Annotated in this window: 26 protein-coding genes; 20 read left to right on the top strand and 6 right to left on the bottom strand. The window is 51.7% G+C overall.

Going from position 1 to position 23589, the window contains the following annotated elements; genetic code table 11:
• The first annotated feature begins 26 nt into the window (after nt 1–26).
• The 3 genes from AB1K62_RS10720 (at nt 27) to argC (ending at nt 3466) form a co-directional block, all read left to right on the top strand.
• Nucleotides 27–1445 carry a leucyl aminopeptidase family protein gene (locus AB1K62_RS10720; protein ID WP_367003690.1) on the top strand — a complete coding sequence of 473 codons (1419 nt, stop codon included), beginning with the start codon at nt 27–29 and terminating at the stop codon, nt 1443–1445.
• 128 nt (nt 1446–1573) lie between these two features.
• Nucleotides 1574–2512: an NlpC/P60 family protein gene (locus AB1K62_RS10715; RefSeq protein WP_367003538.1), complete on the top strand. Its 939-nt coding sequence runs from the start codon at nt 1574–1576 to the stop codon at nt 2510–2512.
• A 21-nt stretch (nt 2513–2533) separates the two neighbouring features.
• The gene (gene argC / locus AB1K62_RS10710; protein ID WP_367003537.1) at nt 2534–3466 is read left to right on the top strand and encodes an N-acetyl-gamma-glutamyl-phosphate reductase; all 933 of its coding nucleotides are present in this window, start codon (nt 2534–2536) and stop codon (nt 3464–3466) included.
• 15 nt (nt 3467–3481) lie between these two features.
• On the opposite strand, the gene lepB is transcribed toward argC, so the two are convergent.
• From lepB to pyrE, 4 genes are all read right to left on the bottom strand, one after another.
• On the bottom strand, nt 3482–4351 hold the full coding sequence (gene lepB, locus AB1K62_RS10705; protein ID WP_367003536.1) for a signal peptidase I: 870 nt from the start codon (nt 4349–4351) through the stop codon (nt 3482–3484).
• A gap of 66 nt (nt 4352–4417) precedes the next feature.
• Nucleotides 4418–4822, bottom strand: a complete 405-nt coding sequence (gene acpS / locus AB1K62_RS10700; protein ID WP_367003535.1) for a holo-ACP synthase — start codon at nt 4820–4822, stop codon at nt 4418–4420.
• A gap of 10 nt (nt 4823–4832) precedes the next feature.
• Nucleotides 4833–5579: a pyridoxine 5'-phosphate synthase gene (locus AB1K62_RS10695; RefSeq protein ID WP_367003534.1), complete on the bottom strand. Its 747-nt coding sequence runs from the start codon at nt 5577–5579 to the stop codon at nt 4833–4835.
• Nucleotides 5576–6157, bottom strand: a complete 582-nt coding sequence (pyrE, locus tag AB1K62_RS10690; RefSeq protein ID WP_367003533.1) for an orotate phosphoribosyltransferase — start codon at nt 6155–6157, stop codon at nt 5576–5578. The genes AB1K62_RS10695 and pyrE overlap by 4 nt, the downstream gene beginning before the upstream one ends.
• Before the next feature lie 251 nt (nt 6158–6408).
• Between pyrE and coxB the strand changes: the two genes are divergently transcribed.
• The 14 genes from coxB (at nt 6409) to AB1K62_RS10620 (ending at nt 17481) form a co-directional block, all read left to right on the top strand.
• On the top strand, nt 6409–7446 hold the full coding sequence (gene coxB / locus AB1K62_RS10685; RefSeq protein WP_367003532.1) for a cytochrome c oxidase subunit II: 1038 nt from the start codon (nt 6409–6411) through the stop codon (nt 7444–7446).
• A gap of 13 nt (nt 7447–7459) precedes the next feature.
• Nucleotides 7460–9112: a cytochrome c oxidase subunit I gene (gene ctaD / locus AB1K62_RS10680; RefSeq protein WP_367003531.1), complete on the top strand. Its 1653-nt coding sequence runs from the start codon at nt 7460–7462 to the stop codon at nt 9110–9112.
• Between the two features lie 89 nt (nt 9113–9201).
• Nucleotides 9202–10107 carry a heme o synthase gene (gene cyoE, locus AB1K62_RS10675; protein ID WP_367003530.1) on the top strand — a complete coding sequence of 302 codons (906 nt, stop codon included), beginning with the start codon at nt 9202–9204 and terminating at the stop codon, nt 10105–10107.
• On the top strand, nt 10104–10268 hold the full coding sequence (locus AB1K62_RS10670; RefSeq protein ID WP_367003529.1) for a hypothetical protein: 165 nt from the start codon (nt 10104–10106) through the stop codon (nt 10266–10268). The genes cyoE and AB1K62_RS10670 overlap by 4 nt, the downstream gene beginning before the upstream one ends.
• Complete coding sequence (locus AB1K62_RS10665; protein ID WP_367003528.1) at nt 10265–10855, top strand: cytochrome c oxidase assembly protein; 591 nt, start codon at nt 10265–10267, stop codon at nt 10853–10855. The genes AB1K62_RS10670 and AB1K62_RS10665 overlap by 4 nt, the downstream gene beginning before the upstream one ends.
• Before the next feature lie 35 nt (nt 10856–10890).
• A complete protein-coding gene (locus tag AB1K62_RS10660; RefSeq protein ID WP_367003527.1) occupies nt 10891–11760 on the top strand; it encodes a cytochrome c oxidase subunit 3 in 870 nt (289 codons plus the stop codon).
• A 6-nt stretch (nt 11761–11766) separates the two neighbouring features.
• Nucleotides 11767–12162: a DUF983 domain-containing protein gene (locus tag AB1K62_RS10655; RefSeq protein WP_367003526.1), complete on the top strand. Its 396-nt coding sequence runs from the start codon at nt 11767–11769 to the stop codon at nt 12160–12162.
• Nucleotides 12159–12737 (top strand): SURF1 family protein, encoded by a 579-nt coding sequence (locus tag AB1K62_RS10650; RefSeq protein WP_367003525.1) that lies wholly within the window; start codon nt 12159–12161, stop codon nt 12735–12737. Before AB1K62_RS10655 ends, AB1K62_RS10650 begins: the two co-directional genes overlap by 4 nt.
• 48 nt (nt 12738–12785) lie before the next feature.
• Nucleotides 12786–14189, top strand: a complete 1404-nt coding sequence (gene thrC, locus AB1K62_RS10645; RefSeq protein ID WP_367003524.1) for a threonine synthase — start codon at nt 12786–12788, stop codon at nt 14187–14189.
• Nucleotides 14182–15066: a class I SAM-dependent methyltransferase gene (locus AB1K62_RS10640; RefSeq protein WP_367003523.1), complete on the top strand. Its 885-nt coding sequence runs from the start codon at nt 14182–14184 to the stop codon at nt 15064–15066. The genes thrC and AB1K62_RS10640 overlap by 8 nt, the downstream gene beginning before the upstream one ends.
• A 60-nt stretch (nt 15067–15126) precedes the next feature.
• The gene (locus AB1K62_RS10635; protein WP_367003522.1) at nt 15127–15498 is read left to right on the top strand and encodes a dihydroneopterin aldolase; all 372 of its coding nucleotides are present in this window, start codon (nt 15127–15129) and stop codon (nt 15496–15498) included.
• Nucleotides 15495–16265: an SDR family oxidoreductase gene (locus AB1K62_RS10630; RefSeq protein WP_367003521.1), complete on the top strand. Its 771-nt coding sequence runs from the start codon at nt 15495–15497 to the stop codon at nt 16263–16265. Before AB1K62_RS10635 ends, AB1K62_RS10630 begins: the two co-directional genes overlap by 4 nt.
• A gap of 114 nt (nt 16266–16379) precedes the next feature.
• Nucleotides 16380–16952, top strand: a complete 573-nt coding sequence (locus tag AB1K62_RS10625) for a fasciclin domain-containing protein (protein ID WP_367003520.1) — start codon at nt 16380–16382, stop codon at nt 16950–16952.
• Nucleotides 16953–17073: 121 nt separating this feature from the next.
• Nucleotides 17074–17481: an EVE domain-containing protein gene (locus tag AB1K62_RS10620; RefSeq protein ID WP_367003519.1), complete on the top strand. Its 408-nt coding sequence runs from the start codon at nt 17074–17076 to the stop codon at nt 17479–17481.
• 329 nt (nt 17482–17810) lie between these two features.
• Here the strand turns inward: AB1K62_RS10620 and AB1K62_RS10615 are convergent, their stop codons facing one another.
• Nucleotides 17811–19466, bottom strand: coding sequence for a thiamine pyrophosphate-binding protein (locus AB1K62_RS10615; RefSeq protein WP_367003518.1), 1656 nt, complete (start codon nt 19464–19466; stop codon nt 17811–17813).
• A 62-nt stretch (nt 19467–19528) separates the two neighbouring features.
• The gene (locus AB1K62_RS10610; RefSeq protein WP_367003517.1) at nt 19529–20965 is read right to left on the bottom strand and encodes an NAD-dependent succinate-semialdehyde dehydrogenase; all 1437 of its coding nucleotides are present in this window, start codon (nt 20963–20965) and stop codon (nt 19529–19531) included.
• Nucleotides 20966–21048: 83 nt separating this feature from the next.
• Between AB1K62_RS10610 and AB1K62_RS10605 the strand changes: the two genes are divergently transcribed.
• The 3 genes from AB1K62_RS10605 (at nt 21049) to AB1K62_RS10595 (ending at nt 23569) form a co-directional block, all read left to right on the top strand.
• Nucleotides 21049–21969 (top strand): SMP-30/gluconolactonase/LRE family protein, encoded by a 921-nt coding sequence (locus AB1K62_RS10605; protein ID WP_367003516.1) that lies wholly within the window; start codon nt 21049–21051, stop codon nt 21967–21969.
• Complete coding sequence (locus AB1K62_RS10600; RefSeq protein WP_367003515.1) at nt 21966–22613, top strand: HAD-IA family hydrolase; 648 nt, start codon at nt 21966–21968, stop codon at nt 22611–22613. Before AB1K62_RS10605 ends, AB1K62_RS10600 begins: the two co-directional genes overlap by 4 nt.
• Before the next feature lie 365 nt (nt 22614–22978).
• The gene (locus AB1K62_RS10595) at nt 22979–23569 is read left to right on the top strand and encodes a type II secretion system protein N (protein ID WP_367003514.1); all 591 of its coding nucleotides are present in this window, start codon (nt 22979–22981) and stop codon (nt 23567–23569) included.
• Nucleotides 23570–23589: the final 20 nt, after the last annotated feature.

Raw genomic sequence — 23589 nt, 5'->3', positions numbered from 1 at the left:
GGTCATTGTGTAGTTATAGGGTGATGATGACTGACTTTAACGCATTGATTGAGGCCGATAAGGGCCAGCCTGCCCGGACCATCCGGATATTGGACGTTAATAATTTCGAGGATTGGCTGAAAGATCAGCCAGATACTATCCGCAACATTGTGACGGCCTATAATTTTACCGCTAATCCGGAATCATATCTGATCCTTCCGGTTTTATCGAGCAAAGGCAATGACGATAGCGCAGAGCAAGGCGACTTTACTGTTGTTGCCGGTGTTATTGACCACGAAAAACTGGACCCGTGGGCACTGGCGAAGCTGGGCGGGAAGCTGCCTGAAGGAAAATACCGGCTAGCGGGAGCCCATGCGAAAAACGCGCTGTTCGGCTGGTTAATTCCACAGCATGAGTTTGACAAATACAAAGAATTGCCAAATCGTCAGGGACCAAGCACTTTATTAGTCAAAGACGAAATCAGTCAGGTTGACGAAGCGCTTCGTCAGGCCGAGGCAACCGCGATGGTGCGCGATATGGTCAATATGCCTGCGGCTGATATGGGGCCGGACAGGCTTGAGTCTATCGTTGAAAAGCTAGCGGAAACGCACCGTGCCGACCTGAAAATAACACGCGGAGATACGCTAGAGAAACATTTTCCGATGATATACGGGGTGGGTAAAGCTGCGATGCGCGATCACGCGCCGCGGCTGATTGAATTGAAATGGGGTAAGCCGGATCATCCGAAAATTGCGCTGGTCGGAAAAGGCGTTACCTTTGACAGCGGCGGCCTCTCGATGAAATCGCCGGCAGGCATGTTGTTGATGAAAAAAGATATGGGCGGCGCGGCCCATGCCATTGCCTTGGCCCGATTGGTCATGGAAGCAAAATTGCCTGTTCAGCTTCATTTATTGATTCCCGCGGTTGAGAATTCGATTGATGGCAATGCCTTACGCCCCGGTGATATCTTGCACAGCCGCAAAGGGTTGACTGTAGAAGTTGGCAACACCGATGCGGAAGGGCGTCTGGTACTGGGCGATGCATTGACGCTGGCAGGTGAGGATGAACCGGAGCTCATCATTGATTTTGCGACCCTGACCGGCGCAGCGCGGGTTGCGCTTGGTCCCGATTTACCGGCTTTATTCTGTAGCGATGATGCCATGGCAGCGGGTTTGATAGAGGGGGGCGATCAAGAAGATGACCCGCTGTGGCGAATGCCTTTGTGGTCCCGCTATGAATCCCGTCTAAATAGCAATATTGCTGATATCAGTAATGTCGCCAGCGGTTCTTTTGCGGGCTGTATTACCGCTGCATTATTCTTGCAGAAATTTGTCCCCGAAAATACGGCGTGGGCACATTTTGATACTTATGCGTGGCGTCCGGCCAGTAAGGCAGGGCGACCCAAGGGGGGAGAAGCGCTGGGTTTGCGGGCAAGCTGGAATTACCTGAAAGCGCGTTATAACTGATGGGCATTACGCATCGCTGCTTGATCAATATGCTATTTCTCGTTTAAGGGCGGCTATTGTCACCGCATCGCTAAAAACGTTGAATTCGCGTGGTTGCGGCGAAAATCGTTAATAGGGTATTGGAAATAATGAATGTTATCGGGGATATGAAAGCCGGAGAGATTGCGGCGCGTGCGAAATTTTCGCTCCGCGGCCCCGAAGAAGAATTCGATCCGCGAACTACGGCGCATCGCGGCGATCTGGCCGATATAGCGCTTGCCGGGAAATTATTTGCGCCGCATTATGCAGAGACAATGCCGATGCGCTGTGCCGCACCAAAGGCAATGCTCCGCAAGCAGGGCGGTAAAAATTACGAAGCCGTGTCCGAACTATTACATGGTGAGGATTTTCACCTGCTTGATGTGGTTGGCGACTGGGCATGGGGCTATTGCGATCATGACGGTTATGTCGGTTATTTGCCGGTGCATGCTTTGCAGCATCAGCGCAAGACGCCGCAGCCCACCCACCTGATTTCCGCACGGGCAGCGCTGATATTCATTGCGCCTGATATTAAATCGGGCGTAATCAAACGTCTGCCAATGGGCGCAAGGCTGGCTTGCGGTGAAGCGAGTGAATGTGGTCAGTTCCTGCAAACCGGGAAGGGCTACGTCCATATTCGCCATATTCAGGAAATTGGCGCCAAACGTGTTTTTGATGGCGCGAATAACACGGTCTCTTTTGCAGAACAGCTTGTGGGCGCACCCTATTTATGGGGCGGGCGCAGTGGTGACGGGTTAGATGGTGCTGGTTTAATCCAGATGATTCTTGGCTTAACCGGAGAGAAAGCACCGCGTGACGCAGACCAGCAATTAAAGACCATAGGCTCGGAAATTTCCGATGATGAGGATTTGCGTCGCGGCGATTTTATATTCTTCCCGGACAATGTCGGGATCATGGCCGATGATGAACATATTATTCACGCCAATACACATTGGATGCAAGTTGTCATCGAACCGCTGGCCAAGGTGATTGCCCGTTACGGCGAAGATGTTAAGCAGCCCGTATTAGCGCGCAAACGGTCCGGTTAAATGGCCGGTTAAAGGAAAGCCATGACTTACAGTGTTTTTATAGATGGGGCAGTCGGAACGACCGGCCTTGAAATTGCCGACCGGCTAGCTGATCGGCAGGAGTTTTCTCTTGTGCGTTTACCAGAGGATAAGCGCAAGGATTTAAGCGCCCGCCGGGAAGCAATCAATGATAGTGATTTTGTCATATTGTGCCTACCTGATGATGCCGCCATAGAATCAGTGTCATTGATCGAAAATGACGAGACGCGTGTCATTGATGCCTCATCCGCCCATCGCACCGCACCCGATTGGGTCTATGGCTTTGCCGAGTTTCGCGAAGGGCAGCGCGAACGCATTGCGACGGCAAAGCGGGTATCCAATCCGGGATGTTATCCAACAGGTTTTCTGGGACTTGTCGCGCCACTTGTCGCACGCGGACTACTACCGGCGGACTGGCCCTATACGGTTAACGCTGTTTCAGGCTACTCAGGCGGAGGCAAAGCACTGATTGAACGGTTCGAGCAAGAACAGACTATTGGATTTCGCGGTTATGGATTCAACCTTGCGCATAAACATCTGCCAGAGATGAAACGCCATGCTGGCCTAGACCACGAAGTTATTTTTGCGCCAGCGGTCGTACAGGCCTATCGGGGCATGATTGTTGAGGTTCCGCTCAACCTTGCCGCGATGAACTGCGACGTAAAAGCTGCGGATTTACTCGCTGCGTTGAAAGATCATTATACGGGCTCGCCAATTGTCGGCGTGCATGATGGCAGCAGTATGAGCGAGTTGTTGCTGAATGATAATGAGCCAGCAACCGACCGGCTTGATCTCTATGTATTTACCAGTGAATGTGGCAATTATATTCGCTTGGCTGCAAAGCTTGATAATCTGGGCAAAGGGGCAGCAGGCAGCACGGTTCAGGACCTGAATATCATGGCAGGACTGGACGAAACTTTGGGACTGCGTCTGTAAACGCCACAATATAGCCTATTTGGCGGCGACGCTTTCCTTATGTGGCCGCAGGCTTGTTCCTGCACGGCCACTGCGGAATGAAGTAAACCAGCTAACGGGGTTGAAACTGGTTGTCCCGTCGAGCGAAAAGGTAATAAATTCAGCGCGGCCACCAATATTTTCCCAAGGAATCGCACCATCTAGCCCAAGCGGACTGGCCACCCTGCTATCGGCAGAAAGGTCGCGATTGTCGCCCAGCAGATAGACATGGTTTTCGGGGATGATAACCGGCGGAATATCGTCCGAAACCTGTGGTCCCAGATCAATAATGTCATAGCTCACCCCATTGGGCAGGGTTTCGCGCAAAATGGGGAGGGAGCAAAAACTGTTGCCAGCTTCATCCGTGTCCCGAAGACCAGGAAATTCACGGCTACCGCAAGGCGCATTGGCATCAATCGGTAGCTTTAGATCCGGTTGGACTTCTTGTTTAACCGGCTTGCCATTCAGAAACACCTGGCCTCCCCGAAGCTCCAGCATATCTCCCGGTAAGCCGATGACCCTTTTAATATAATCACTGCTTTGGGTTTTTGGTGTCAGGATTACAATGTCACCGCGTTCCGGCAATGATCCGAAAAGCCGTCCTTCCATCCGTGGTAATATATGAAAAGTAGGGGATACCCACGACCAGCCATAAGCATATTTGCTGACGATCAGGCGGTCGCCAACCAACAGGCCCGGCATCATTGAAACAGAAGGGATATAAAAAGGTTTCGCGACAAAGCTGTGAAAGGCCAGAACCGCTAACAACAAGAGTCCGATGCTCTTTGCCTCCCCGATCCAATCGGTTTTTTCCTTTTTGGAATCATCCGGCTTGACCGTCTGTTGATCCGCCTTGTCTAAACTCATATCCTGTTTTCTTCTTTATTGTCGTTCTTTTTATACACAAATTAAAACAGCCATATCGACACCCCTCTACCGGGAGGGGATCGCTTCGATAATCACGAATGCCTGCGCCCATGGATGATCGTCAGTGAGTGTGAGATGAACAACACTATCATATCCCGCCGGAGTCAACGCGTCGAGCCGTTTTTTTGCGCCGCCGGAAAGAGCAAGCGTCGGTGCGCCGCTTTTGGAATTGACGACTCCGATATCCTTCATGAACACGCCCGCTCGAAAGCCGGTCCCAACCGCTTTTGAATAGGCTTCTTTAGCGGCAAAGCGTTTGGCATAAGTCCCTGCCTTTGTATAAGGCCGCCGAGCAGCTTTGGCGCGCTCGATTTCTGTAAACACCCGTTTTTCAAAGCGTTCACCAAAACGATCGAGCGAATTTTGAATGCGCTCTATATTACAAAGGTCTGATCCTAATCCTATTATCATAGTGCGATAATCATCTTGCATCATTCATTAAGGCACGCATCTGCCGGATACTTCCGGCCAGTCCGCCAAATATGGCCTCCCCGATCAGGAAATGGCCAATATTCAATTCCGCCAATTGCGGGATTGCGGCGACTGGCACGACATTGTCAAAAGTCAGCCCGTGACCGGCATGTGGTTCGATACCGTTTTTCGCAGCGAGAGCGGCGGCGTCGCTGATCCTCCGCAATTCTGCCTCCCGTTCCGCTCCGGAGACTTCGGCATAATGGCCAGTATGAAATTCTACCACCGGCGCACCCAGATGAATGGCAGCTTCAACTTGTCTGGGATCAGGCTCTATGAACAGACTCACGCGGATATTGGCGTCCCGTAACTGACCGACGAAATCGTTTAACCGTTCCTGCTGGCTTGCAGCATCCAGACCGCCTTCGGTTGTGCGTTCTTCCCTCTTTTCAGGCACGATGCACGCTGCATGCGGTTTGTGACGCAGCGCAATGCTGAGCATTTCGTCAGTCGCTGCCATTTCGAGATTCAGAGGAATAGACAGGCTACCCATAAGTGCGACCAGATCATCATCACGGATATGGCGGCGGTCTTCCCGAAGATGGGCGGTTATGCCATCAGCTCCGGCGGCCGCCGCAATGGTTGCAGCGCGAATAGGTTCAGGGTGTTCGCCTCCGCGGGCGTTACGGATGGTCGCAACATGATCAATATTAACACCCAAGCGGAGATGCCGGGTTTGATTCAGGCTTCTAGTCATTGTTTGCGGCTGCCCGGTTTTGACGTTGGAATGGCGGCCAGTTCCGCAGGCACTTCATCATCCGCATAAGATGGCACGTCCAGAGCGATCAACGGAAAGAAGGGGACATCAAAGCTGGCCGCGCCATTAGACCTGTCGACCAACGCACCCGCAGCGACGACTTCACCACCCGCCGCGCCAATCGCTTTAATAGCTTCGCGTGATGACAGGCCGGTGGTCACGACATCTTCCATCATCAAAACTTTCTGGCCTGGTTCCAGATGGAAACCACGGCGCAATTCAAATGTGCCTTCGGGTCGTTCAAGAAATATCGCTTCCTTGCCAAGCGCTCTGCCCATTTCGTGGCCAACAATAACACCGCCCATTGCAGGGGACACGACAATATCAATAGCATTGCGAATGTCGTCCGGCAGCTTGGCGACCAGCGATTGTGCAAGCCGGGCTGCCCGTGCAGGGTTCATTAATACCCGCGCGCATTGCAAATATTGTGAGCTGTGCCGACCGGAGGACAATATAAAATGCCCCTCCAACAGAGCGTCGCTGGTGCGAAATTCGTCGAGTATCTCGTTTTCGGTCAATTTATTTTTCCATCCTGCTTTGTCTGAATTCTCGAATTGGTGACATCTTTGATACGATGAAAGTCCAAAAAGTTCAAAAATATGCGTAGAGTAGCTTGAGGCTTGCGACAACCCTGCTTATAAGCCGCTCCAAATGGGATGTTTCGAGTTGGTAGGTTCAGTGTCTGTCTGGACAAATTATTGGAAATTTCTGATAGGTCTATTGGCGGTAAGCGTCGGAAAACTATGGTTTAAATAAGGTTGGGCAAGTAATGACTCATTACGTGAAAGCATGGATTTTGGCATTGGGCCTGATTCTCACACCAGCGGCGGCAATGGCACAAGATGCCTTGCCGGCAGCGCCGGACGTAGATGCAGCACCGGCTGCACAAAATGTTGAGGCAGAAGCGCCTGCGGTTGAAGAGGCTCCTGCCTCTGGTCTTGATCCAGCGCTTTATACCCCAATGAAGCCAACCGAAGGCGTTGGCATGCCTGTAGATGGCGGTATTGATTTTCAGCCACAGGTCAGCCCGACCGGTGAGCAAGCCAAATGGATCAACAACTCGATATTGCTGCCTCTTATGGCAATAGTATGTTTGCTGGTTCTTGTGCTTCTTTTTGTAGTGGTGATCCGTTACCGCAAAGGCGCCAATCCCGAGGCTTCAAAAACTACGCATAATACATTTATCGAGGTGGTCTGGACGGTTATTCCCGTTTTGATCTTGTTGGTTATTGCTGTTCCTTCAATCAGCTTGTTGGCTAAGCAGTTTGAGCCAGCGCCCGATGGATCTTTAACAATAAAAGTGACCGGTTATCAGTGGTATTGGGGTTATGGTTATCCTGACAATGGTGATTTCGAAGTAATTTCCAACATGCTGCCCGAAGATGAGGCAAAAGCGCGTGGAGAGCCGTCACTGCTTGCTGTAGATAATCGTATGGTTATTCCTGTCGGCAAGCCTGTGAAGCTGCTTGTTACCGGGGCGGATGTGATCCACAGCTTTGCAATTCCTTCTGCATGGTTCAAGCTGGATGCTGTGCCAGGGCGGATTAACGAAAAGGTTCTGCAAATTGACAAAGTTGGCGTATATTATGGTCAATGCTCCGAGCTTTGCGGCGCGCGGCATGGCTTTATGCCAATCGCGGTAGAGGTTTTGCCGGAAGACAAGTTTAACGATTGGGTGCGCGCCAATGGCGGAACCGTAAAAGGTGATGAGCCCGCTGAAGGTGGTGAGCCTGCAGCAGAGGTTGCTGCATTTGATGGCATGAATATACAAGGCGCGTCTGCTGGTGCAGCCGTAGCTGTGAATTAAGGGGTAGCAAGCGATGACAACTATTGCAGCAGATGGGCAGATTATAGACGATCATGCACATGATGCAGATCACAAACCGGCCTTTTTCCAGCGTTGGTTCATGTCTACCAATCATAAAGATATTGGTACATTATATCTGATTTTTGCCATTGTCGCCGGTGTTATCGGTGGTGCAATTTCCGGTATGATGCGGCTGGAGCTGGCTGAGCCGGGTATCCAGTATCTTGCAGACTGGGTTGGTTCAGGCGCTTCTGCGGATGAAGCGCTCCACTTGTGGAATGTGCTGGTTACCGCTCACGGACTGATCATGGTGTTCTTCATGGTTATGCCAGCGATGATCGGCGGCTTTGGTAACTGGTTCGTGCCGCTGATGATCGGTGCGCCAGACATGGCGTTTCCTCGCATGAACAACGTCAGCTTCTGGCTTCTGGTCCCCGCATTCATTCTGCTTCTTGGTTCGACTTTTGTGCCTGGCGGTACGGGTGACGGTGCTGGTACCGGGTGGACGGTTTATGCGCCGCTCTCGACCAGCGGGTCTGTCGGGCCAGCTGTGGATATGGTTATCCTGTCGCTCCATTTGGCCGGTGCAAGCTCCATTCTCGGCGCAGTGAACTTTATTACCACCATTTTCAACATGCGGGCGCCGGGTATGACGCTGCACAAAATGCCGCTGTTTGCATGGTCGGTTCTTGTCACAGCTTTTCTGTTGCTTCTGGCGCTTCCTGTACTGGCCGCTGCTATCACGATGTTGTTGACGGACCGTAATTTCGGCACAGCCTTCTTCGACTCTGCCGGTGGTGGCGATCCAGTGCTGTATCAGCATCTGTTCTGGTTCTTTGGCCATCCCGAAGTTTATATCATGATCCTGCCCGGTTTCGGTATGGTCAGCCACATCATCTCGACCTTCTCACGCAAACCGATTTTCGGTTATCTCGGCATGGCTTATGCCATGGTCGCGATTGGCGTGGTCGGCTTTGTTGTGTGGGCTCACCACATGTTCACAACCGGTCTGTCGGTTAACGTGAAAATGTATTTCACCGCTGCGACGATGGTTATCGCGGTGCCGACCGGCATCAAGATCTTCTCGTGGATTGCAACCATGTGGGGCGGGTCGATGACCTTCAAAACCCCGATGGTTTGGGCATTGGGCTTTATCTTCATGTTCACCGTTGGCGGTGTGACCGGTGTTGTTCTGGCTAATGGCGGAATCGACGACAACCTGCATGATACCTATTATGTGGTTGCCCACTTCCACTATGTGCTTTCATTGGGTGCTGTATTCTCTATGTTTGCGGGCTTCTATTACTGGTTCCCGAAAATGTCGGGTCGCCATTATAGTGAACTGTTGGGTCAGTTGCATTTCTGGATCTTCTTTATCGGTGTGAATGTCTTGTTCTTCCCCATGCACTTCCTTGGAAACCAGAGCATGCCACGTCGGTATCCCGATTATCCGGAGCAATTTGCCTATTGGAATGAAATTGCTTCCATCGGCTATGCGATCATGGCAGTTGGTGTGGTGATATTCTTCATCAACATTGCGTGGGCATTCATTGCAGGACGCAAAGCAGAAGATAATTACTGGGGCGAAGGCGCAACGACGTTGGAATGGACTTTGTCCAGCCCGCCGCCATTCCACCAGTTTGAAACACTGCCCCAGATTAAATAATCGGGGAAAATTGACTGGCTCTATCTGTCCGGTGGCTTTGGTTCTGCCGGACAGAAGGCCGTAATGACGATTGAGATATTTGAAACATAATGACTATTGCCTCGACATCACCTTATAAGCTGGCCAGTGCACAGGATCTGTTTGCGCTGACCAAGCCTCGCGTGATGTCGCTGGTTATTTTCACAGCAATATGTGGTTTGCTCTCTGCACCGGGATCAATTCATCCCGTGATCGGTTTTACGGCTATCTTGGCGATTAGCCTGGGCGCGGGGGCATCAGCGGCCTTGAATCAATGGTATGAACATGATGTCGATGCGGTAATGAAACGCACCGCAAACCGTCCATTACCAGCGGGACGAATGGACCGCGAAACTGCGCTTCATTTCGGTATCGGTCTTGCTGTATTTTCTGTCGTGCTTATGGGTTTGGCGGTTAACTGGTTGAGTGCCGGAGTCTTGGCTTTCTCAATATTCTTCTATGCGGTTGTTTATACTATCTGGCTGAAGCGCAGTACGCCCCAAAATATTGTTATCGGCGGCGCAGCGGGGGCATTCCCTCCAGTTATTGGCTGGGCAGCGGTAACCGGTGATATTACGTTGATGCCGATATTGTTGTTCGCAATCATATTTTTCTGGACACCGCCGCATTTCTGGGCGCTCGCTCTGTTCGTTAACAGCGATTATTCAAAAGCCGGAATTCCCATGATGCCGGTTGTGGCAGGCAGACAATCCACTCGCCGCCAAATCGCAGTTTACAGCCTAATATTAGCAGCCTGTGCTATTGCTCCCTTCATGTTTGGCATGACCGGCGTGGTTTATGGCACTGTTGCAATTGTGCTTAGTACAGCTTTCGCTTTCTTATCCTTCCGTGTCGCGCTCAGTAAAACCGAAGACCCGAAAAAGATGAAGGCAGAAAAGCATTTATTCAGTTTTTCCATTATCTATCTATTCGCACTTTTTGGCGCGCTGATCGCAGACAGGATCATTTTGCTATGAGCAAGATAGATCCTGATACAAAGCCCATGTCGCCAGAAGAGCAAAAAGCCTATCAGGCACGTCAGAAGCATCGGGCGGCTATTATGGCTGGCTTGCTGTTTTTTCTGGTGGTGCTATTTTATCTTATCACTTTCGTTAAGATTAATGGGTCTGCATCATGAAACAAGCACAGTCGGGCAAGTTGGCGGCTAAAAACCGCCGGATCGGTTTTACAATAGGCGCTATAGGGCTAGCAATGCTCGGCGTAGGATATGCGGCGGTGCCACTTTATGAAGTTTTCTGCCGTGTCACCGGCTATGGTGGCACGACGCAACGCGTTGGTGAGGCGCAGGCGGCTACTGTGAAATCAACGAACCAAGTTATGTCTGTACGCTTTGATTCCAACGTTAATGCTGCTTTGCCATGGACCTTCAAGCCTGAACAAGCCGTTGACCGGGTGACTGTTGGCGCGCGCGATATGGCGATCTATCTGGCGACAAACCTGTCAGATGAGCCTGTCGTTGGCACAGCGACGTTCAATGTGACGCCGGTTCAGGCTGGTAAATATTTCAATAAAGTACAGTGTTTCTGCTTCACTGAGCAGGTATTGAAACCCGGAGAGACTATGCGGATGCCAGTGCTGTATTTTGTTGATCCGGCGATCCTTGATGATCCGGATACCAAAGATATTGAAGAGATTACTTTGAGCTATACTTTTTATCGCTCAAAAGACGGCATAGCAGTAGACCCCGCGATAAGCGGTAGCTAAAGAACAGTAACGAAAGAAGTTTGGGGAATTACACCATGGCTGGAGCCAAAAACCACGATTATCATATCTTACCGCCAGACATCTGGCCGTTCTTTGGTGCTTTTTCAGCGCTAACCTTGGCTATGGGCAGTATAATGTGGTTGCACCCTGATTTTTTCGGGGCATTTGGTACTCTAGTCTTCTACATTGGCGTCGCTGCGCTTGCTCTGACCTTCTTCGGGTGGTGGAGAAAAGTCATTATTGAGGCGGAGTCTGGCGATCATACCCCTGTGGTCCAATTGCATCTTCGATATGGAATGATCCTGTTTATCGCTTCCGAAGTCATGTTCTTCGTTGGCTGGTTCTGGGCTTGGTTCGATTTTTCACTCTTCCCTCAGCCAATCGAATTTGCAGATGGCATTGCCACGAATATGATTGGTCAAGAAGGGGTGGAAGCTCTCGTGCAATGGCCACCTAAAGGACTTGAAGTTCTTAACGCGTTTGAATTGCCGTTACTGAATACCCTGATATTACTGTGCTCAGGCACTACGGTAACATGGGCGCATCATTCCTTGATCCACGGAAACCGTAAGGGATTGATCACTGGTCTGTGGTTGACGATCATCCTCGGCGCGGTATTCACTGCTATTCAGGCTTATGAATATAGCATCGCACCTTTCCCGTTTTCTGGATTAAACTATAGCAGTTCTTTCTATATGGCGACCGGGTTTCATGGTTTCCACGTTCTTGTCGGCACGATCTTCCTGATTGTTTGTCTGGCGCGGGCATATAAAGGGCATTTTACACCGAAACAGCATTTCGGTTTTGAAGCAGCGGCTTGGTATTGGCACTTCGTCGATGTCGTGTGGTTGTTCCTCTTCATTGTTGTCTATGTGTGGGGCGGCTGGGGCGCGCCGGTGCACTAGGCCAGTTTGTTGACTGATGATGAAAATACCAAAGGGCAGCCGGACATTGTTTCGGCTGCCCTTTTGGGACTTTGCCCCAATTGTGCACAAAAAACGCTTTTCCGTAGTATAACCGCTTTCTCCTCGAAATGCCGGGCTTGCGGGCTGGACTATGACCAATATAATGTCGGTGATGGGCCCGCGGCTTTCCTGATATTGATCATCGGCGGCATGGTGCTTGCTCTGGCGTTAATAGTAGAGTTGAATTTTTATCCACCTGTATGGGTGCATGCTCTATTATGGGTTCCTTTGACGATTGGAGCCGTCGTCGGCTCGTTGCGGCTATCAAAAGGATTGCTGTTGATTCTGGAACATCGCAATCAGGCCCGTGAGGGCAGTATTGATGATGGTGGGATAGAATGAACCGATTACCGGTTGTTGCCACATTTATAGCCCTGACAGCTATAGCGACGATGATCGGGCTTGGCATTTGGCAATTACAGCGCGCGGAGTGGAAAGACGAGTTGCTCGCAACCTATGCAACTGCGCGTGATCAACCCGCTATCACGTATCCATCTGTTCCAGTTGCAGGTGATCCACCTTATTTCCGGCGATCAACAGTCAATTGCCTGCAAGTTTTGGGTTGGCGTGCGGTTAGCGGCCGAAATGCCAAAGGCGAATCAGGCTGGGCTCATATAGCGCATTGCCGAACCTCAGGAGGGGAAGGGCCGGGAGCACAAATTGTTGCCGGTTGGTCAAGATCATCCAAAAATCCGGAATGGACTGGCGGGATTGTAGGCGGTGTTATTGCTCCTGATAGCCAGTATATTGTGAGGCTTGTTGCAAATGATCCTGTCGCGGGCTTAACACAAAGCCAGCCACCATCGACCGAGGATATCCCGAATAACCATATCGCCTATGCAGTGCAGTGGTTTTTGTTCGCGGCTATTGCTTTAATTATTTATATTCTGGCTTTGCGATTGCGTAATAGGAGGTAGAGAGCCTAAAAACTTGCTCTAGTTCAGCGAGATCGCTAACCCGCCATCATGGAATATATCTCAACGCGCGGTGGCGGAACACCACTTAATTTTGAACAGGTAACACTTGCTGGCTTGGCAGGCGATGGCGGGCTTTATGTCCCGACTCACTGGCCAAAACTCACACAGGCCGAAATTGCTAATATGGCTGGACTGTCATATCCTGAAGTTGCGGTTCGAGTGATGAAGCCGTTCATTGGCGATATATTGTCGGAAGACGAACTTCGCACCCTGTGTGAAAAGGCATATGGCCGTTTTGCACACAGTGCAGTGACTCCTCTTGTGCAACTGGATGGGCAGCATTGGCTACTTGAGTTGTTTCATGGCCCAACTCTGGCATTCAAAGATGTTGCGTTGCAATTGCTCGGGCTATTGTTTGAGACGTTTTTGGCCCGGCAGGACAGACATCTGACCGTTGTAGGGGCTACGTCCGGAGATACTGGGTCAGCGGCTATTGATGCGTTGGCCGGACGCGACAAGGTAGATATATTCATGTTGCATCCCGATGGACGTATATCGGATGTCCAACGGCGCCAGATGACTACAGTTCTAGCTCCTAATGTGCATAACATCGCGATCGACGGGAGCTTTGATGATGCACAAGCCATGGTCAAACGTATGTTTGCCGACACTTTGGTGACAGGCCAGTTTGCCATTTCTGCAGTAAACTCGATTAACTGGGCCCGGCTGATGGCGCAGATAGTCTATTATTTCTATGCCGCTTCCCAACTCGGATCACCGCATCGTAAAGTCGCGTTTTCCGTTCCAACCGGGAACTTTGGTGATGTGTTCGCTGGATATGTTGCGGCGCAAATGGGACTTCCGGTTGAGCGATTAATTGTCGCAACTAACGTTAATGATATATTGCACCGGGCGTTAAGTGAGGGTGATTATTCTACCGGAACCGTGACGCCAACCGCTGCACCATCCATGGATATTCAAATCAGCAGTAATTTTGAACGGCTGTTATTTGACCTCGAAGGCCGCGATGGCGCTAAAACCGCTGCCCGCATGAGTGCTTTCGAAGAAACACGTAAAATGCAAATTGATCCACATATGCGGGCTAAGGCAGCAGAAATATTCACTAGTTCGAGGGTGGACCCTGATAGCATGACGCTGGCTATGAGTCAGGCGCAGGAAAAGGCCGGAGAGGTGATTGATCCTCATACTGCCATCGGCCTGTCTGCTGCGAAGACAGCGGATATCGACCCGTCTGTTCCTATTGTTACTCTTGCCACTGCCCATCCTGCCAAATTCCGTGAGGCTGTGGAGCGGGCTACCGGCACGCGGCCTATTTTGCCGCGCCGGATCGGGGATTTGTTCGACCGCGAGGAGGCATGCAAGAAATTGCCAGGCGATTATGACGCTGTGAAGGATTATATTACCGCAAAAGCAACGCCTGCCCATGGCTGAAACGGTGTTAAATCCGGGCGTGATGATCAGCGATCCCCGCAGCGATTATGCGTTGATCGATAGTGGCGGTGGGCGCAAGCTGGAGCGCTATGGTGCTTATCATTTCATCCGCCCTGAACCCCAGGCCATGTGGGCACCCGCACAGACTGATTGGCAAGCAGATGGTGAGTTTATTCCCGCCTCCGATGATGATGGCGGTGGCCGCTGGCACTTTAACCGTCCGGTCCCGAAAGAAGGATGGCCGTTAACTTGGGAAGAGGTCACTTTTACAGCGCAATGCACGCCCTTTCGTCATCTTGCCTATTTTCCGGATATGGATCCGGTCTGGCGGTGGATCCGTTCTAATCTGGAAGGGATCGAGGACCCGCAAGCCCTTAATCTGTTTGGCTATACCGGGGTCGGAACTCTGGCACTGTCTGCAGCGGGAGCGAAGCTGGTGCATGTTGATGCTTCCAAAAAATCTGTTTCGGCGGCACGTGATAATGCGGCGCTATCCGGCATGGCGGAGCGTCCGGTGCGCTGGATTATTGACGATGCAGCGAAATTCGCTGCCCGCGAAGTCCGGCGGAAGAGGCGCTATGATGCAATCCTTCTCGACCCACCCAAATATGGCCGCGGGCCGGATGGTGAGGTTTGGCGATTGGAAGAAGACCTTGCACCGCTAATAGAAAATTGCGGTAAGCTGCTTGATGAAAACAGCCGGTGTCTTTTCCTCACGGTTTATGCTGTGCGAATGTCGGCTTTGGCGCTGGGATCTTTGCTCAGGGAAAAGCTTGAGCATCTTGGTGGCACTGTTGAAGTGGGCGAACTGGCTGTCCGGGAAGAAGCGCGCGGATTGATTTTGCCGACAGCGATTTATGCGCGCTGGTCAAGATAGACGAAACTCATTCCGGGCGGGGCAATTTGCCCTGAGCCTGCAAAGTGGTGAATATATATTATGACAGATACACTCATATTAGAAGTCAATGATCTGGAGGTCGATGTCTTGACCGGCATCTATTCCGAAGAGACACATTTGCCGCAACCCTTGCGTATATCCATCGCGGCAGAGCTAAAGGTTCAGGATCGTTATGAGCCGGAAACACCGCTCGAATGCTCCAAAAACTATATGGATCTTAAAGATGCCGCGACCAAAGCCTTGCCGGATGGTGTGCATTTCAAGCTGATCGAGGCGGTTGCGGATCACATCATCGAGACTTTGTTTCTTCAGGATAAAGCTGTCCTGCGGGTCACGGTAAAGATTGTAAAACTGCTACTCTCTGAAAAGGGAGAGGCCATAGGTATTACCCTTTCACGAGAGCGTAAATGAACGATCCGGTAAAGCTGGCCCTGGTCACGGGCGGCGTTCGGCGGCTGGGCGCACATATTGCGGGCCGTTTGGCAAAAGCTGGCTATGCACTGGCCCTCCATGGTCATAGCGATGCTGTTCCTGAAGATGGTCTGGCCGGAATATTGAAGGACTGCGATACGAAATGGTCCGGTTTCGTCTCTGATTTTGGAGAGGAGGGGGCAGCGGATAGTTTGATGGACCAGATTGTTCAACATTTTGGCCGGGCTCCTGATCTGTTGGTCAATAATGCGTCCATTTTTGATTATGATGATGCCGGGACGATAAGCGTAGTGACGCTGGAAAGACATTTTCAGGTGAACATGATGCTGCCGACCTTGTTAACGACCGCGTTATCAAACCTGTTTTCGGACGGGAAACGTGCGTCCGTAGTCAATATTATTGACCAGCGAGTCCGCAATCCCAATGGAGATCAGCTAAGCTATACCTTGTCGAAACAGGCTTTGGCAGCATCGGTGCGGACTTTGGCTGCCGCCTGTGCCGACCGCTTGCGCGTTAATGGCGTTGCGCCCGGCCTGACCATTGAAACAGAAGATTATACCGCCGGTCAAATGCAACGCCTGACCGAGCTTATGCCCTTAGAGCGACTGTCCTCTCCGGATGATATTGCCGATGCCGTCTGCTATCTGGCCGGGGCGCAAAGTGTGACTGGTCAGACAATTTTTGTTGATGGCGGCGCCCATCTAAAAAGCTTTGAACGGGACTTTATGTTCATGGAACAACGGTAGGTCGTAATTTTCCCCTCGGTTCGTCTATAAAATCCTTGCTTACTGGCTGGATTTCTCCATTCCGAGGCCAAATCTCCCCCTCATCATTATTCACATGTCTCTGAAAGGAATCTAATGCGTATTACTTCTAAAATTCTTGTGGCAGGTGCTGCTGTTATTTCTTTGGCCGCTTGTGCCGATAACAGCGCTGAAAGCGAAGCTGACAAGATTGCTGCAGAGGAAGCCGCAGCAAAAGCGGCTGAGCCGGTATCTATTGTTGGAGCAGCCCAACGTGACGAAAATTTCTCTACTCTGGTGACTGCATTGGCGGTTGCCGATCTGGGCAGCACATTAGCTGAAGAAGGCCCATATACTGTTTTTGGTCCAACCAATGCTGCTTTCAACAAAGTTGACCAGACCAAATTGAGTGAACTTTTGACTGCCGAAAAGAAAGACGAACTGACGGCAGTGCTTAGCTATCATGTTGTCGCGGGCAAGATGACAGCAGCAGATATCGCTAAAGCTATTGCAGAGGGCGAAGGCACCGCGACCCTGAAAACGCTTCAAGGTGGGGCGCTTACTGCTTCTTTGGCCGGTAACAAGGTTATTCTGGAAGATGAAGCAGGTAAGAAATCTTCTGTGGTTGTAGCTGATGTTGAAGCTACAAATGGCGTCATTCACGGCATTGATACGGTTGTTCACCTTTAATAAGCCGTTTTCATCATTTTTTTCAAAAGGCCTTGCCCGACCGGTAAGGCCTTTTTTGTTGGGACTTTGTTATTGGGGTTGGGGCAGTTATTATCCCGACTTTGCATGAAGGAGCGGAGCGGTGACACAATATTGGTTGATGAAATCGGAACCTGATGAATATGGCTGGGATGATCTGGTTGCCGAAAAAGAAGGCACTTGGGACGGTGTCAAAAATTCGCAAGCCAGCAATAATATGAAAGAGATGAAGGTCGGGGATCAGGTCTTTTTCTATCATTCACGGCAAGGGCTGGAAATTGTCGGCATCATGGAAGTCAGCGAAGAGCATTTCCCCGATCCATTTGATGATACGGGTCGGTGGGTTGCCGTAAAAGTAAAGCCGGTCCGCAAGCTGGACAAGACAGTTACGCTGAAAGCCATGAAACAAAATCCCAAGCTGTCCGACTTACAAATAATTCGCCAGTCCCGCCTGTCCGTCGCCGCTGTGACCAAGGCGCAATGGGATGAAATATTGGCTATGGCAGGGTGAATCAGCTTTTGTGTAACTGCGCTCAATTTTCCTTAAGTTCACTAAGTTCACACCAAGGAGCGTTTATTTTCTGCCAAATATTGCAAATATAGGTTTGGCCTGCGCGCAATTTAACATTTTCGGCCAAGCGAAAGATGCGCTACTATTATTCAAAGCTGAGAAAGAACAAAGACAGAAATATCATAGCCGGGTGTCTGTAGGAAAGGGGCATGAGCCAGTTTATAAGTCTCAAGTCAATATTCTAAATCAAAGAGCGGTTAATCCATCATTGGTTGCTGGAAATAGCGGTTGTGGAGCCAGTGCTCGGCACATGAAACGGCGCATTATTTTCAGGCTTTAGCGCGTAGCCCGCTCACCGTCGCGCCCGCCGCCGTTAGATGCTCCACATCGGTTTTCAAATGAAGCAGGCGCAGGCCGGTTTGTTGCATGGCCTGTTCCAGCGCGGGGGCAAATTGGTCGGTTCTTTCCACGACTGCGCTCCATCCGCCATAGGCCCGTGCGAGCATAGCAAAATCGGGATTTCGCAAGGTTGTGGCAGATAGCCGCGCCGGATATTCACGTTCCTGATGCAGCCGGATGGTGCCAAAGCTGCTATTGTCGATAATGATGACGAGCAGGTTCGCTTCATATTGGATGGCGGTGGCAAGTTCCTGTCCGTTCATCATGAAATCGCCGTCACCCGCAATCACGACCGAGACACGCTCGGGAAAGCGCAAAGCAGCAGCGATTGACGCAGGCACGCCATAACCCATTGCGCCCGATGTCGGTGCAAGCTGGCTGGGGAAAGCGCCATAACTCCAATAGCGATGCCACCAGCCGGAAAAATTTCCGGCTCCGTTGCTGATTATCGTATCGGCGGGCAATATATCCTGCATCGCCGCAACGCAGGGGCCAAGGTCCAGACTGGCACCATTTGGCTTTACGGTCGCCCATTCCCGATATTCTGCATGGGCGACCTTGCCGCTATCGAAACTGAGCAGATCATCATCCCATAATGCGGCCTGCTCGGCAAATTCGTGCATTTCGGCGCAGATCGGCAGGTCGGTGCGATAGACATGGTTCAGCTCGTCCGGGTCGGGGTGGATATGTACTAATATCTGGTCAGGATGATCGGGCGTGATAAGCGTATAGCCATCGGTGGTTGCCTCACCCAGACGCGCACCAACGGCGATGACTAGATCCGCAACCTTGATCCGTTCGACCAATTTGGGATTGGGACCATAGCCCAGATTGCCGGCATAGACGGGGCTTGTATTGGGGAAATTATCCTGCCGCCGAAACGCACAGGCTACGGGCAGGCCGATCCGCTCGGCATATTGCGCGAAATATTCACGCGCACTGGCGCACCAGCCCGCTCCGCCGACTATTGCGATAGGGTCTGTCGCATCGCGCAGCAAATCGGTGAGCGTGGTCATTGCATCCGGGCACATCGGCTGCACCGGTGCGACGACTTTGGGCCGGTCGAGCGCTTCAACCTGATCGCGCAGCATATCTTCGGGCAGGCTAAGCACTACTGGACCGGGACGACCGGAACTGGCGGTATCAAAAGCGCGGGCGAGATATTCGGGAATGCGCTTTGCATTGTCGATCCGCGCTGCCCATTTGGCAAGCGGAGAGAACATGGCGGTGAAATCGACTTCCTGAAAGCCCTCACGGTCGCGGTCATCGCGTGCGACATCACCGATGAATAATATCATCGGGGTGCTGTCCTGCATCGCGGTATGGACGCCGATGCTGGCATTGGTCGCACCGGGGCCGCGCGTGACAAAGGCGATGCCGGGGCGTCCGGTCATCTTGCCATCGGCCTCTGCCATGAAAGCCGCGCTACCGTCCTGACGCGTGGTGACGGTTTCGATTGTCCCGCAATCATGCAACGCATCAAGCACGGACAGGAAACTTTCACCCGGAACGGTAAAAATGCGGTCGGTGCCCTGTATGACCAGTTGATCGACCAGAATTTGTGCGCCGCTCCGTGTGGTTGCCATATTCATCTCCCCTAAATATTGTCACACCCGCGGTGACGGGGGCGACGAGTTAACCCTGTCGTTCAACTCTGGTGGATTGCTTTCATCACCATATAGGCTTTTAGCCCGTCGGGACCGTCCTCTGATCCGTGGCCCGATTCCTTGACCCCGCCAAAGGGCGCATCGCCGGGGCTGACGGTCAGATTGTTGATCGCAACCATGCCCGCTTCCACTTTGTCGCCAACAATATTGGCGGTACGCAGGTTTTCGGTAAAGGCATAAGCGGCAAGTCCAAGCGGCAAGCGGTTGGCCTGTTCTATGACCTCGTCTAATGTATCAAAAGGTCGCATTGCTGCCACCGGGCCAAATGGTTCGGAGTTCATAATATCGGCATCAAGCGGCACATTGGTCAAAACTGTAGGCCGGTAAAAATAGCCATCGTCCCCCATGGCTTCCCCGCCAAGACGGACATCCGCGCCTTTGGAGCGGGCATCACCGATTAGTTTTTCCATCGCAGCGGGACGGCGCGGATTGGCGAGTGGCCCCATGTCGATATTATCGCCAAAGCCGTCACCGACCTGAACCTTTTCGGCGCGCTTGGTGAATTCTGTCGCAAATTTCTCGTAAATAGCGGACTGCACATAAAATCGCGTGGGCGAGACACAGACCTGTCCGGCATTGCGGAATTTGGAAACGGCGAGCAGATCCAGAGCCTTGTCCATATCGCAATCATCAAAGACCAGCACCGGCGCATGGCCGCCCAGTTCCATCGTCGTGCGCTTGGCGCCCTCTGCGGCCAATTTTAACAGATGCTTGCCGACCGGAACCGATCCGGTGAAGCTGACTTTGCGGATGACATCCGATGCAATCAGGTGGCTGGACACTTCGGCTGGGTCACCGAATACGACCTGAGCAGTGCCAGAGGGCAGACCCGCATCAATCAAACATCGCACCATCTCTATCGGGCTGGCAGGCGTTTCTTCGGCTGGTTTGAGGATGATCGAACAGCCTGCGGCAAGCGCGGGGGCCAGTTTTCGGGCAGGCGTAAAGACAGGGAAATTCCACGGGCTGAACGCCGCAACCGGGCCAACCGGCTGATATTTGACGAAACTTTGCTGGCCAGCGGGGCGCACCAGAACGCGGCCATAACAGCGCTTGGCTTCCTCTGCCATGATGTCAAACATATTGGCGGAATTGGTAACTTCGCCAACGGCCTGAGCCAGCGGCTTGCCTTGTTCGGCGGTCATCATGCGACCGATGTCCGGTGCACGCTCGCGCATTAACTCGGCGGCTTTGCGAAGAATGGCCGCGCGTTCATTCACAGGAGTATCGCGCCAGACGGGAAACGCGCGGTCCGCAGCATCCAGAGCGCGGTCGAGGTCTGCGGCATTGGCCTTGGGCAGGTCGGAAATAGTTTGTCCGGTAGATGGGTTGACGACATGATGAACCTTGCGGTCCCCTGTATCAATCCACTCGCCATCAATATGAAGTTGCAGTGTCCGGGGGTAAGTATCTGACATAGTTGCTCCTGTTACTGATATAAACAGCACTAGACTTGTCGCTCCTTTCCCGCAATGACTGTCATCAAAACGGAGGGGATATTATGGAACTTGTAACAGATGGTCTGCGCTTTCCCGAAGGCCCGATTGCTATGCCTGATGGCAGCGTCATATTGGTCGAAATTGAAGCAGGGCAGCTAACCCGCATAGCGCCCGACGGGACAAAGGATGTTATCGCAAAACCGGGCGGCGGACCAAATGGCGCGGCCTTGGGACCGGATGGTAAAATCTATGTCTGTAATAATGGCGGTTTTGAATATCAGGAATCGGGCGGGTTCCTGACCCCTGCTGGAATTGCAAATGATTATTCCGGTGGCCGGATCGAACGGATTGACCCGGTAACCGGCGCGGTTGAGCTATTGTATAAATCCGGCGATTTCGATTGTGTGCTGCGCGGACCCAATGATATTGTTTTTGATGAACATGGCGGCTTCTGGTTCACCGATCATGGCAAGACCGATTATGGAAAACGCGTCCATGATATTGTTGGTATATTCTATGCGAAAGCCGATGGCAGCTATCTTGAGGAAGTTATCTTCCCCTCGCAAAACCCCAATGGCGTGGGCCTTTCACCCGATGGAAAGACGCTCTATGCAGCGGAAACATATACCTGCCGGTTGATGAAATTCAATATCACTGCGCCGGGGAAAGTGGCCCCCGATGCCGGTCCGGGCGGTCCGGGTATCCCCGTCTATCGCCCCGCAGGCTACAAGTTTTTTGATAGTCTCGCGGTCGAGGAAAGCGGTAATATCTGCGTTGCCACTATCGGGGAGTGCGGGATTAGCGTGATTTCTCCCGATGGTAATCTGGTCGAATTTGTCCAGACCGACGATATTTTTACCACCAATATCTGTTTCGGCGGCGAGGATATGATGGATGCATGGCTCTGTCTGTCCGCGTCTGGCCGTCTTGTCAAAACCCGCTGGAAACGTCCCGGCCTTAAACTGGAATTTTTGAATAAATGAAATATGATACAGTAATTTTCGATTTTGGCGGAGTGATTACATCATCGCCGTTTGACGCGTTTAACCGGCTTGAGGAAAAACGCGGAGTGCCCAAGCATAGTGTCCGCAAAATCAACAGCACCAACCCGCATGATAATGCGTGGGCAAAATTTGAACGCTCCGAAATTGACGCCGCGGATTTCGACCGGCTTTTTGCCGAAGAAGCACGCGCCCTTGGTGTTGATCTGAACGGCAGCGAAGTGCTTGCCTGTCTGGCCGGGGACATCAGGCCCGCGATGGTGGAGATGCTTGATATATTGAAAGCCAAGAACTTCACCATTGGCTGCATCACCAATAATGTGCCGACAGGCAAAGGCTCCGGCATGGCGACGGATGATAAGAAAGCGGCTGCAATTGCCAAGATCATGGCGCGCTTTGATCATATTATTGAAAGCAGCAAAGCGGGGGTTCGTAAACCTGATCCGCGCATTTACCAGATGATGTGTGAGGCGCTTAATGTGCAGCCGCAGCAGTGCATTTACCTTGATGATCTGGGTATTAACTGCAAGCCGGCGGCGGCGCTCGGCATGGCGGCGATCAAAGTGACCAGTGAGGAGCAGGCTTTGAAAGATTTGCATGACCTGTTGGAAATGCCGCTAGGGTAGCTGGCATGGTGAAGCCGAAGTTACTTTCATAAACTATCGAAAATAAATAAGTTCACTATTATCCATTCGGCCAAGGATGCTGCCGTTAATGTTGAACCTGTCGAACCATATTTTTGAAATAAACACATTATCACTCGTCATTCCCGCGCAGGCGGGAATCCAGCTAAAGCAGACCCAAAAGCTGGATTCCCGCCTGCGCGGGAATGACGGTGTTGGAGGGCTGCGAATATACTGTGAGTATCCTTGGCCGAATGGATAATAGTGAACTTGTTTACAGGATTCATTGCCAAAAAACTTTTCTGCCATCAATGAGTCGCAGGTTGTCTTGTAAGCCGTTATACGCGTTTCAGGGAGTGTGGGGATTCGTGGATAATCAGTCATCAAACCAGCTTTTGATAAAGCGCCGGGCATTTTCCATGCCGGGCATACATCCGGTTTTGCATGCTATATTGGCGGTCGTGCTGGCGGTGCAGATGATCCGGCTGTTCTGGATTGTGGTGACGCCTATGGGGCCGGTTGGCGATTGGCAGGCCGCGCAGGTACAGGTGCTTTCTCCGCAGGCGCGAACAATATTGTTCAATAATTTCGACCCCTTTTATCGCGGTGCTCCGACGGCGAGCGTCAATATAGTTACATCGCTACAACTCACTTTATACGGCATCAGAATGAACACGGGGTCCGGTTTGGGTTCAGCGATATTGGCAGGGCCGGACGGCGTGCAGAAAAGCTATCCTGTGGGGCAAGAGATTATGCCCGGCGTCACATTATATGCGGTGCATTTCGATCATGTGGTGATTGATCGCGGCGGGATCAGGGAAAGCCTGTATCTGGATCAATCCGTTCCTGCAAAAATTGTGGGCGATAACATTGATAGCGGGGCCGTGATTGATACGGAAAATAGGGCTGATGAAAGCGCCGAAGATACAGACAATGACGATGAAACTCCGGCAATATAGGCCAGTAATGAATATGAGCG

Source organism: Parasphingorhabdus sp. JC815, from assembly GCF_040717415.1.
Lineage (GTDB): Bacteria > Pseudomonadota > Alphaproteobacteria > Sphingomonadales > Sphingomonadaceae > Parasphingorhabdus.
This window is presented reverse-complemented; position numbering and strand designations above follow the sequence as displayed.

What these genes read in the sequence shown, in the direction of transcription:
- AB1K62_RS10635 (WP_367003522.1), top strand. Translation starts at nt 15,127, where the DNA reads ATGACAGATACACTCATATTAGAAGTCAATGATCTGGAGGTCGATGTC.
- AB1K62_RS10615 (WP_367003518.1), bottom strand. Translation starts at nt 19,466, where the DNA reads ATGGCAACCACACGGAGCGGCGCACAAATTCTGGTCGATCAACTGGTC.
- AB1K62_RS10665 (WP_367003528.1), top strand. Translation starts at nt 10,265, where the DNA reads ATGAAACAAGCACAGTCGGGCAAGTTGGCGGCTAAAAACCGCCGGATC.
- AB1K62_RS10660 (WP_367003527.1), top strand. Translation starts at nt 10,891, where the DNA reads ATGGCTGGAGCCAAAAACCACGATTATCATATCTTACCGCCAGACATC.
- cyoE (WP_367003530.1), top strand. Translation starts at nt 9,202, where the DNA reads ATGACTATTGCCTCGACATCACCTTATAAGCTGGCCAGTGCACAGGAT.
- AB1K62_RS10605 (WP_367003516.1), top strand. Translation starts at nt 21,049, where the DNA reads ATGGAACTTGTAACAGATGGTCTGCGCTTTCCCGAAGGCCCGATTGCT.
- AB1K62_RS10670 (WP_367003529.1), top strand. Translation starts at nt 10,104, where the DNA reads ATGAGCAAGATAGATCCTGATACAAAGCCCATGTCGCCAGAAGAGCAA.
- acpS (WP_367003535.1), bottom strand. Translation starts at nt 4,822, where the DNA reads ATGATAATAGGATTAGGATCAGACCTTTGTAATATAGAGCGCATTCAA.
- AB1K62_RS10610 (WP_367003517.1), bottom strand. Translation starts at nt 20,965, where the DNA reads ATGTCAGATACTTACCCCCGGACACTGCAACTTCATATTGATGGCGAG.
- AB1K62_RS10640 (WP_367003523.1), top strand. Translation starts at nt 14,182, where the DNA reads ATGGCTGAAACGGTGTTAAATCCGGGCGTGATGATCAGCGATCCCCGC.
- AB1K62_RS10630 (WP_367003521.1), top strand. Translation starts at nt 15,495, where the DNA reads ATGAACGATCCGGTAAAGCTGGCCCTGGTCACGGGCGGCGTTCGGCGG.
- AB1K62_RS10600 (WP_367003515.1), top strand. Translation starts at nt 21,966, where the DNA reads ATGAAATATGATACAGTAATTTTCGATTTTGGCGGAGTGATTACATCA.
- AB1K62_RS10695 (WP_367003534.1), bottom strand. Translation starts at nt 5,579, where the DNA reads ATGACTAGAAGCCTGAATCAAACCCGGCATCTCCGCTTGGGTGTTAAT.
- AB1K62_RS10625 (WP_367003520.1), top strand. Translation starts at nt 16,380, where the DNA reads ATGCGTATTACTTCTAAAATTCTTGTGGCAGGTGCTGCTGTTATTTCT.
- lepB (WP_367003536.1), bottom strand. Translation starts at nt 4,351, where the DNA reads ATGAGTTTAGACAAGGCGGATCAACAGACGGTCAAGCCGGATGATTCC.
- thrC (WP_367003524.1), top strand. Translation starts at nt 12,786, where the DNA reads ATGGAATATATCTCAACGCGCGGTGGCGGAACACCACTTAATTTTGAA.
- AB1K62_RS10650 (WP_367003525.1), top strand. Translation starts at nt 12,159, where the DNA reads ATGAACCGATTACCGGTTGTTGCCACATTTATAGCCCTGACAGCTATA.
- AB1K62_RS10720 (WP_367003690.1), top strand. Translation starts at nt 27, where the DNA reads ATGACTGACTTTAACGCATTGATTGAGGCCGATAAGGGCCAGCCTGCC.
- coxB (WP_367003532.1), top strand. Translation starts at nt 6,409, where the DNA reads ATGACTCATTACGTGAAAGCATGGATTTTGGCATTGGGCCTGATTCTC.
- ctaD (WP_367003531.1), top strand. Translation starts at nt 7,460, where the DNA reads ATGACAACTATTGCAGCAGATGGGCAGATTATAGACGATCATGCACAT.
- AB1K62_RS10715 (WP_367003538.1), top strand. Translation starts at nt 1,574, where the DNA reads ATGAATGTTATCGGGGATATGAAAGCCGGAGAGATTGCGGCGCGTGCG.
- argC (WP_367003537.1), top strand. Translation starts at nt 2,534, where the DNA reads ATGACTTACAGTGTTTTTATAGATGGGGCAGTCGGAACGACCGGCCTT.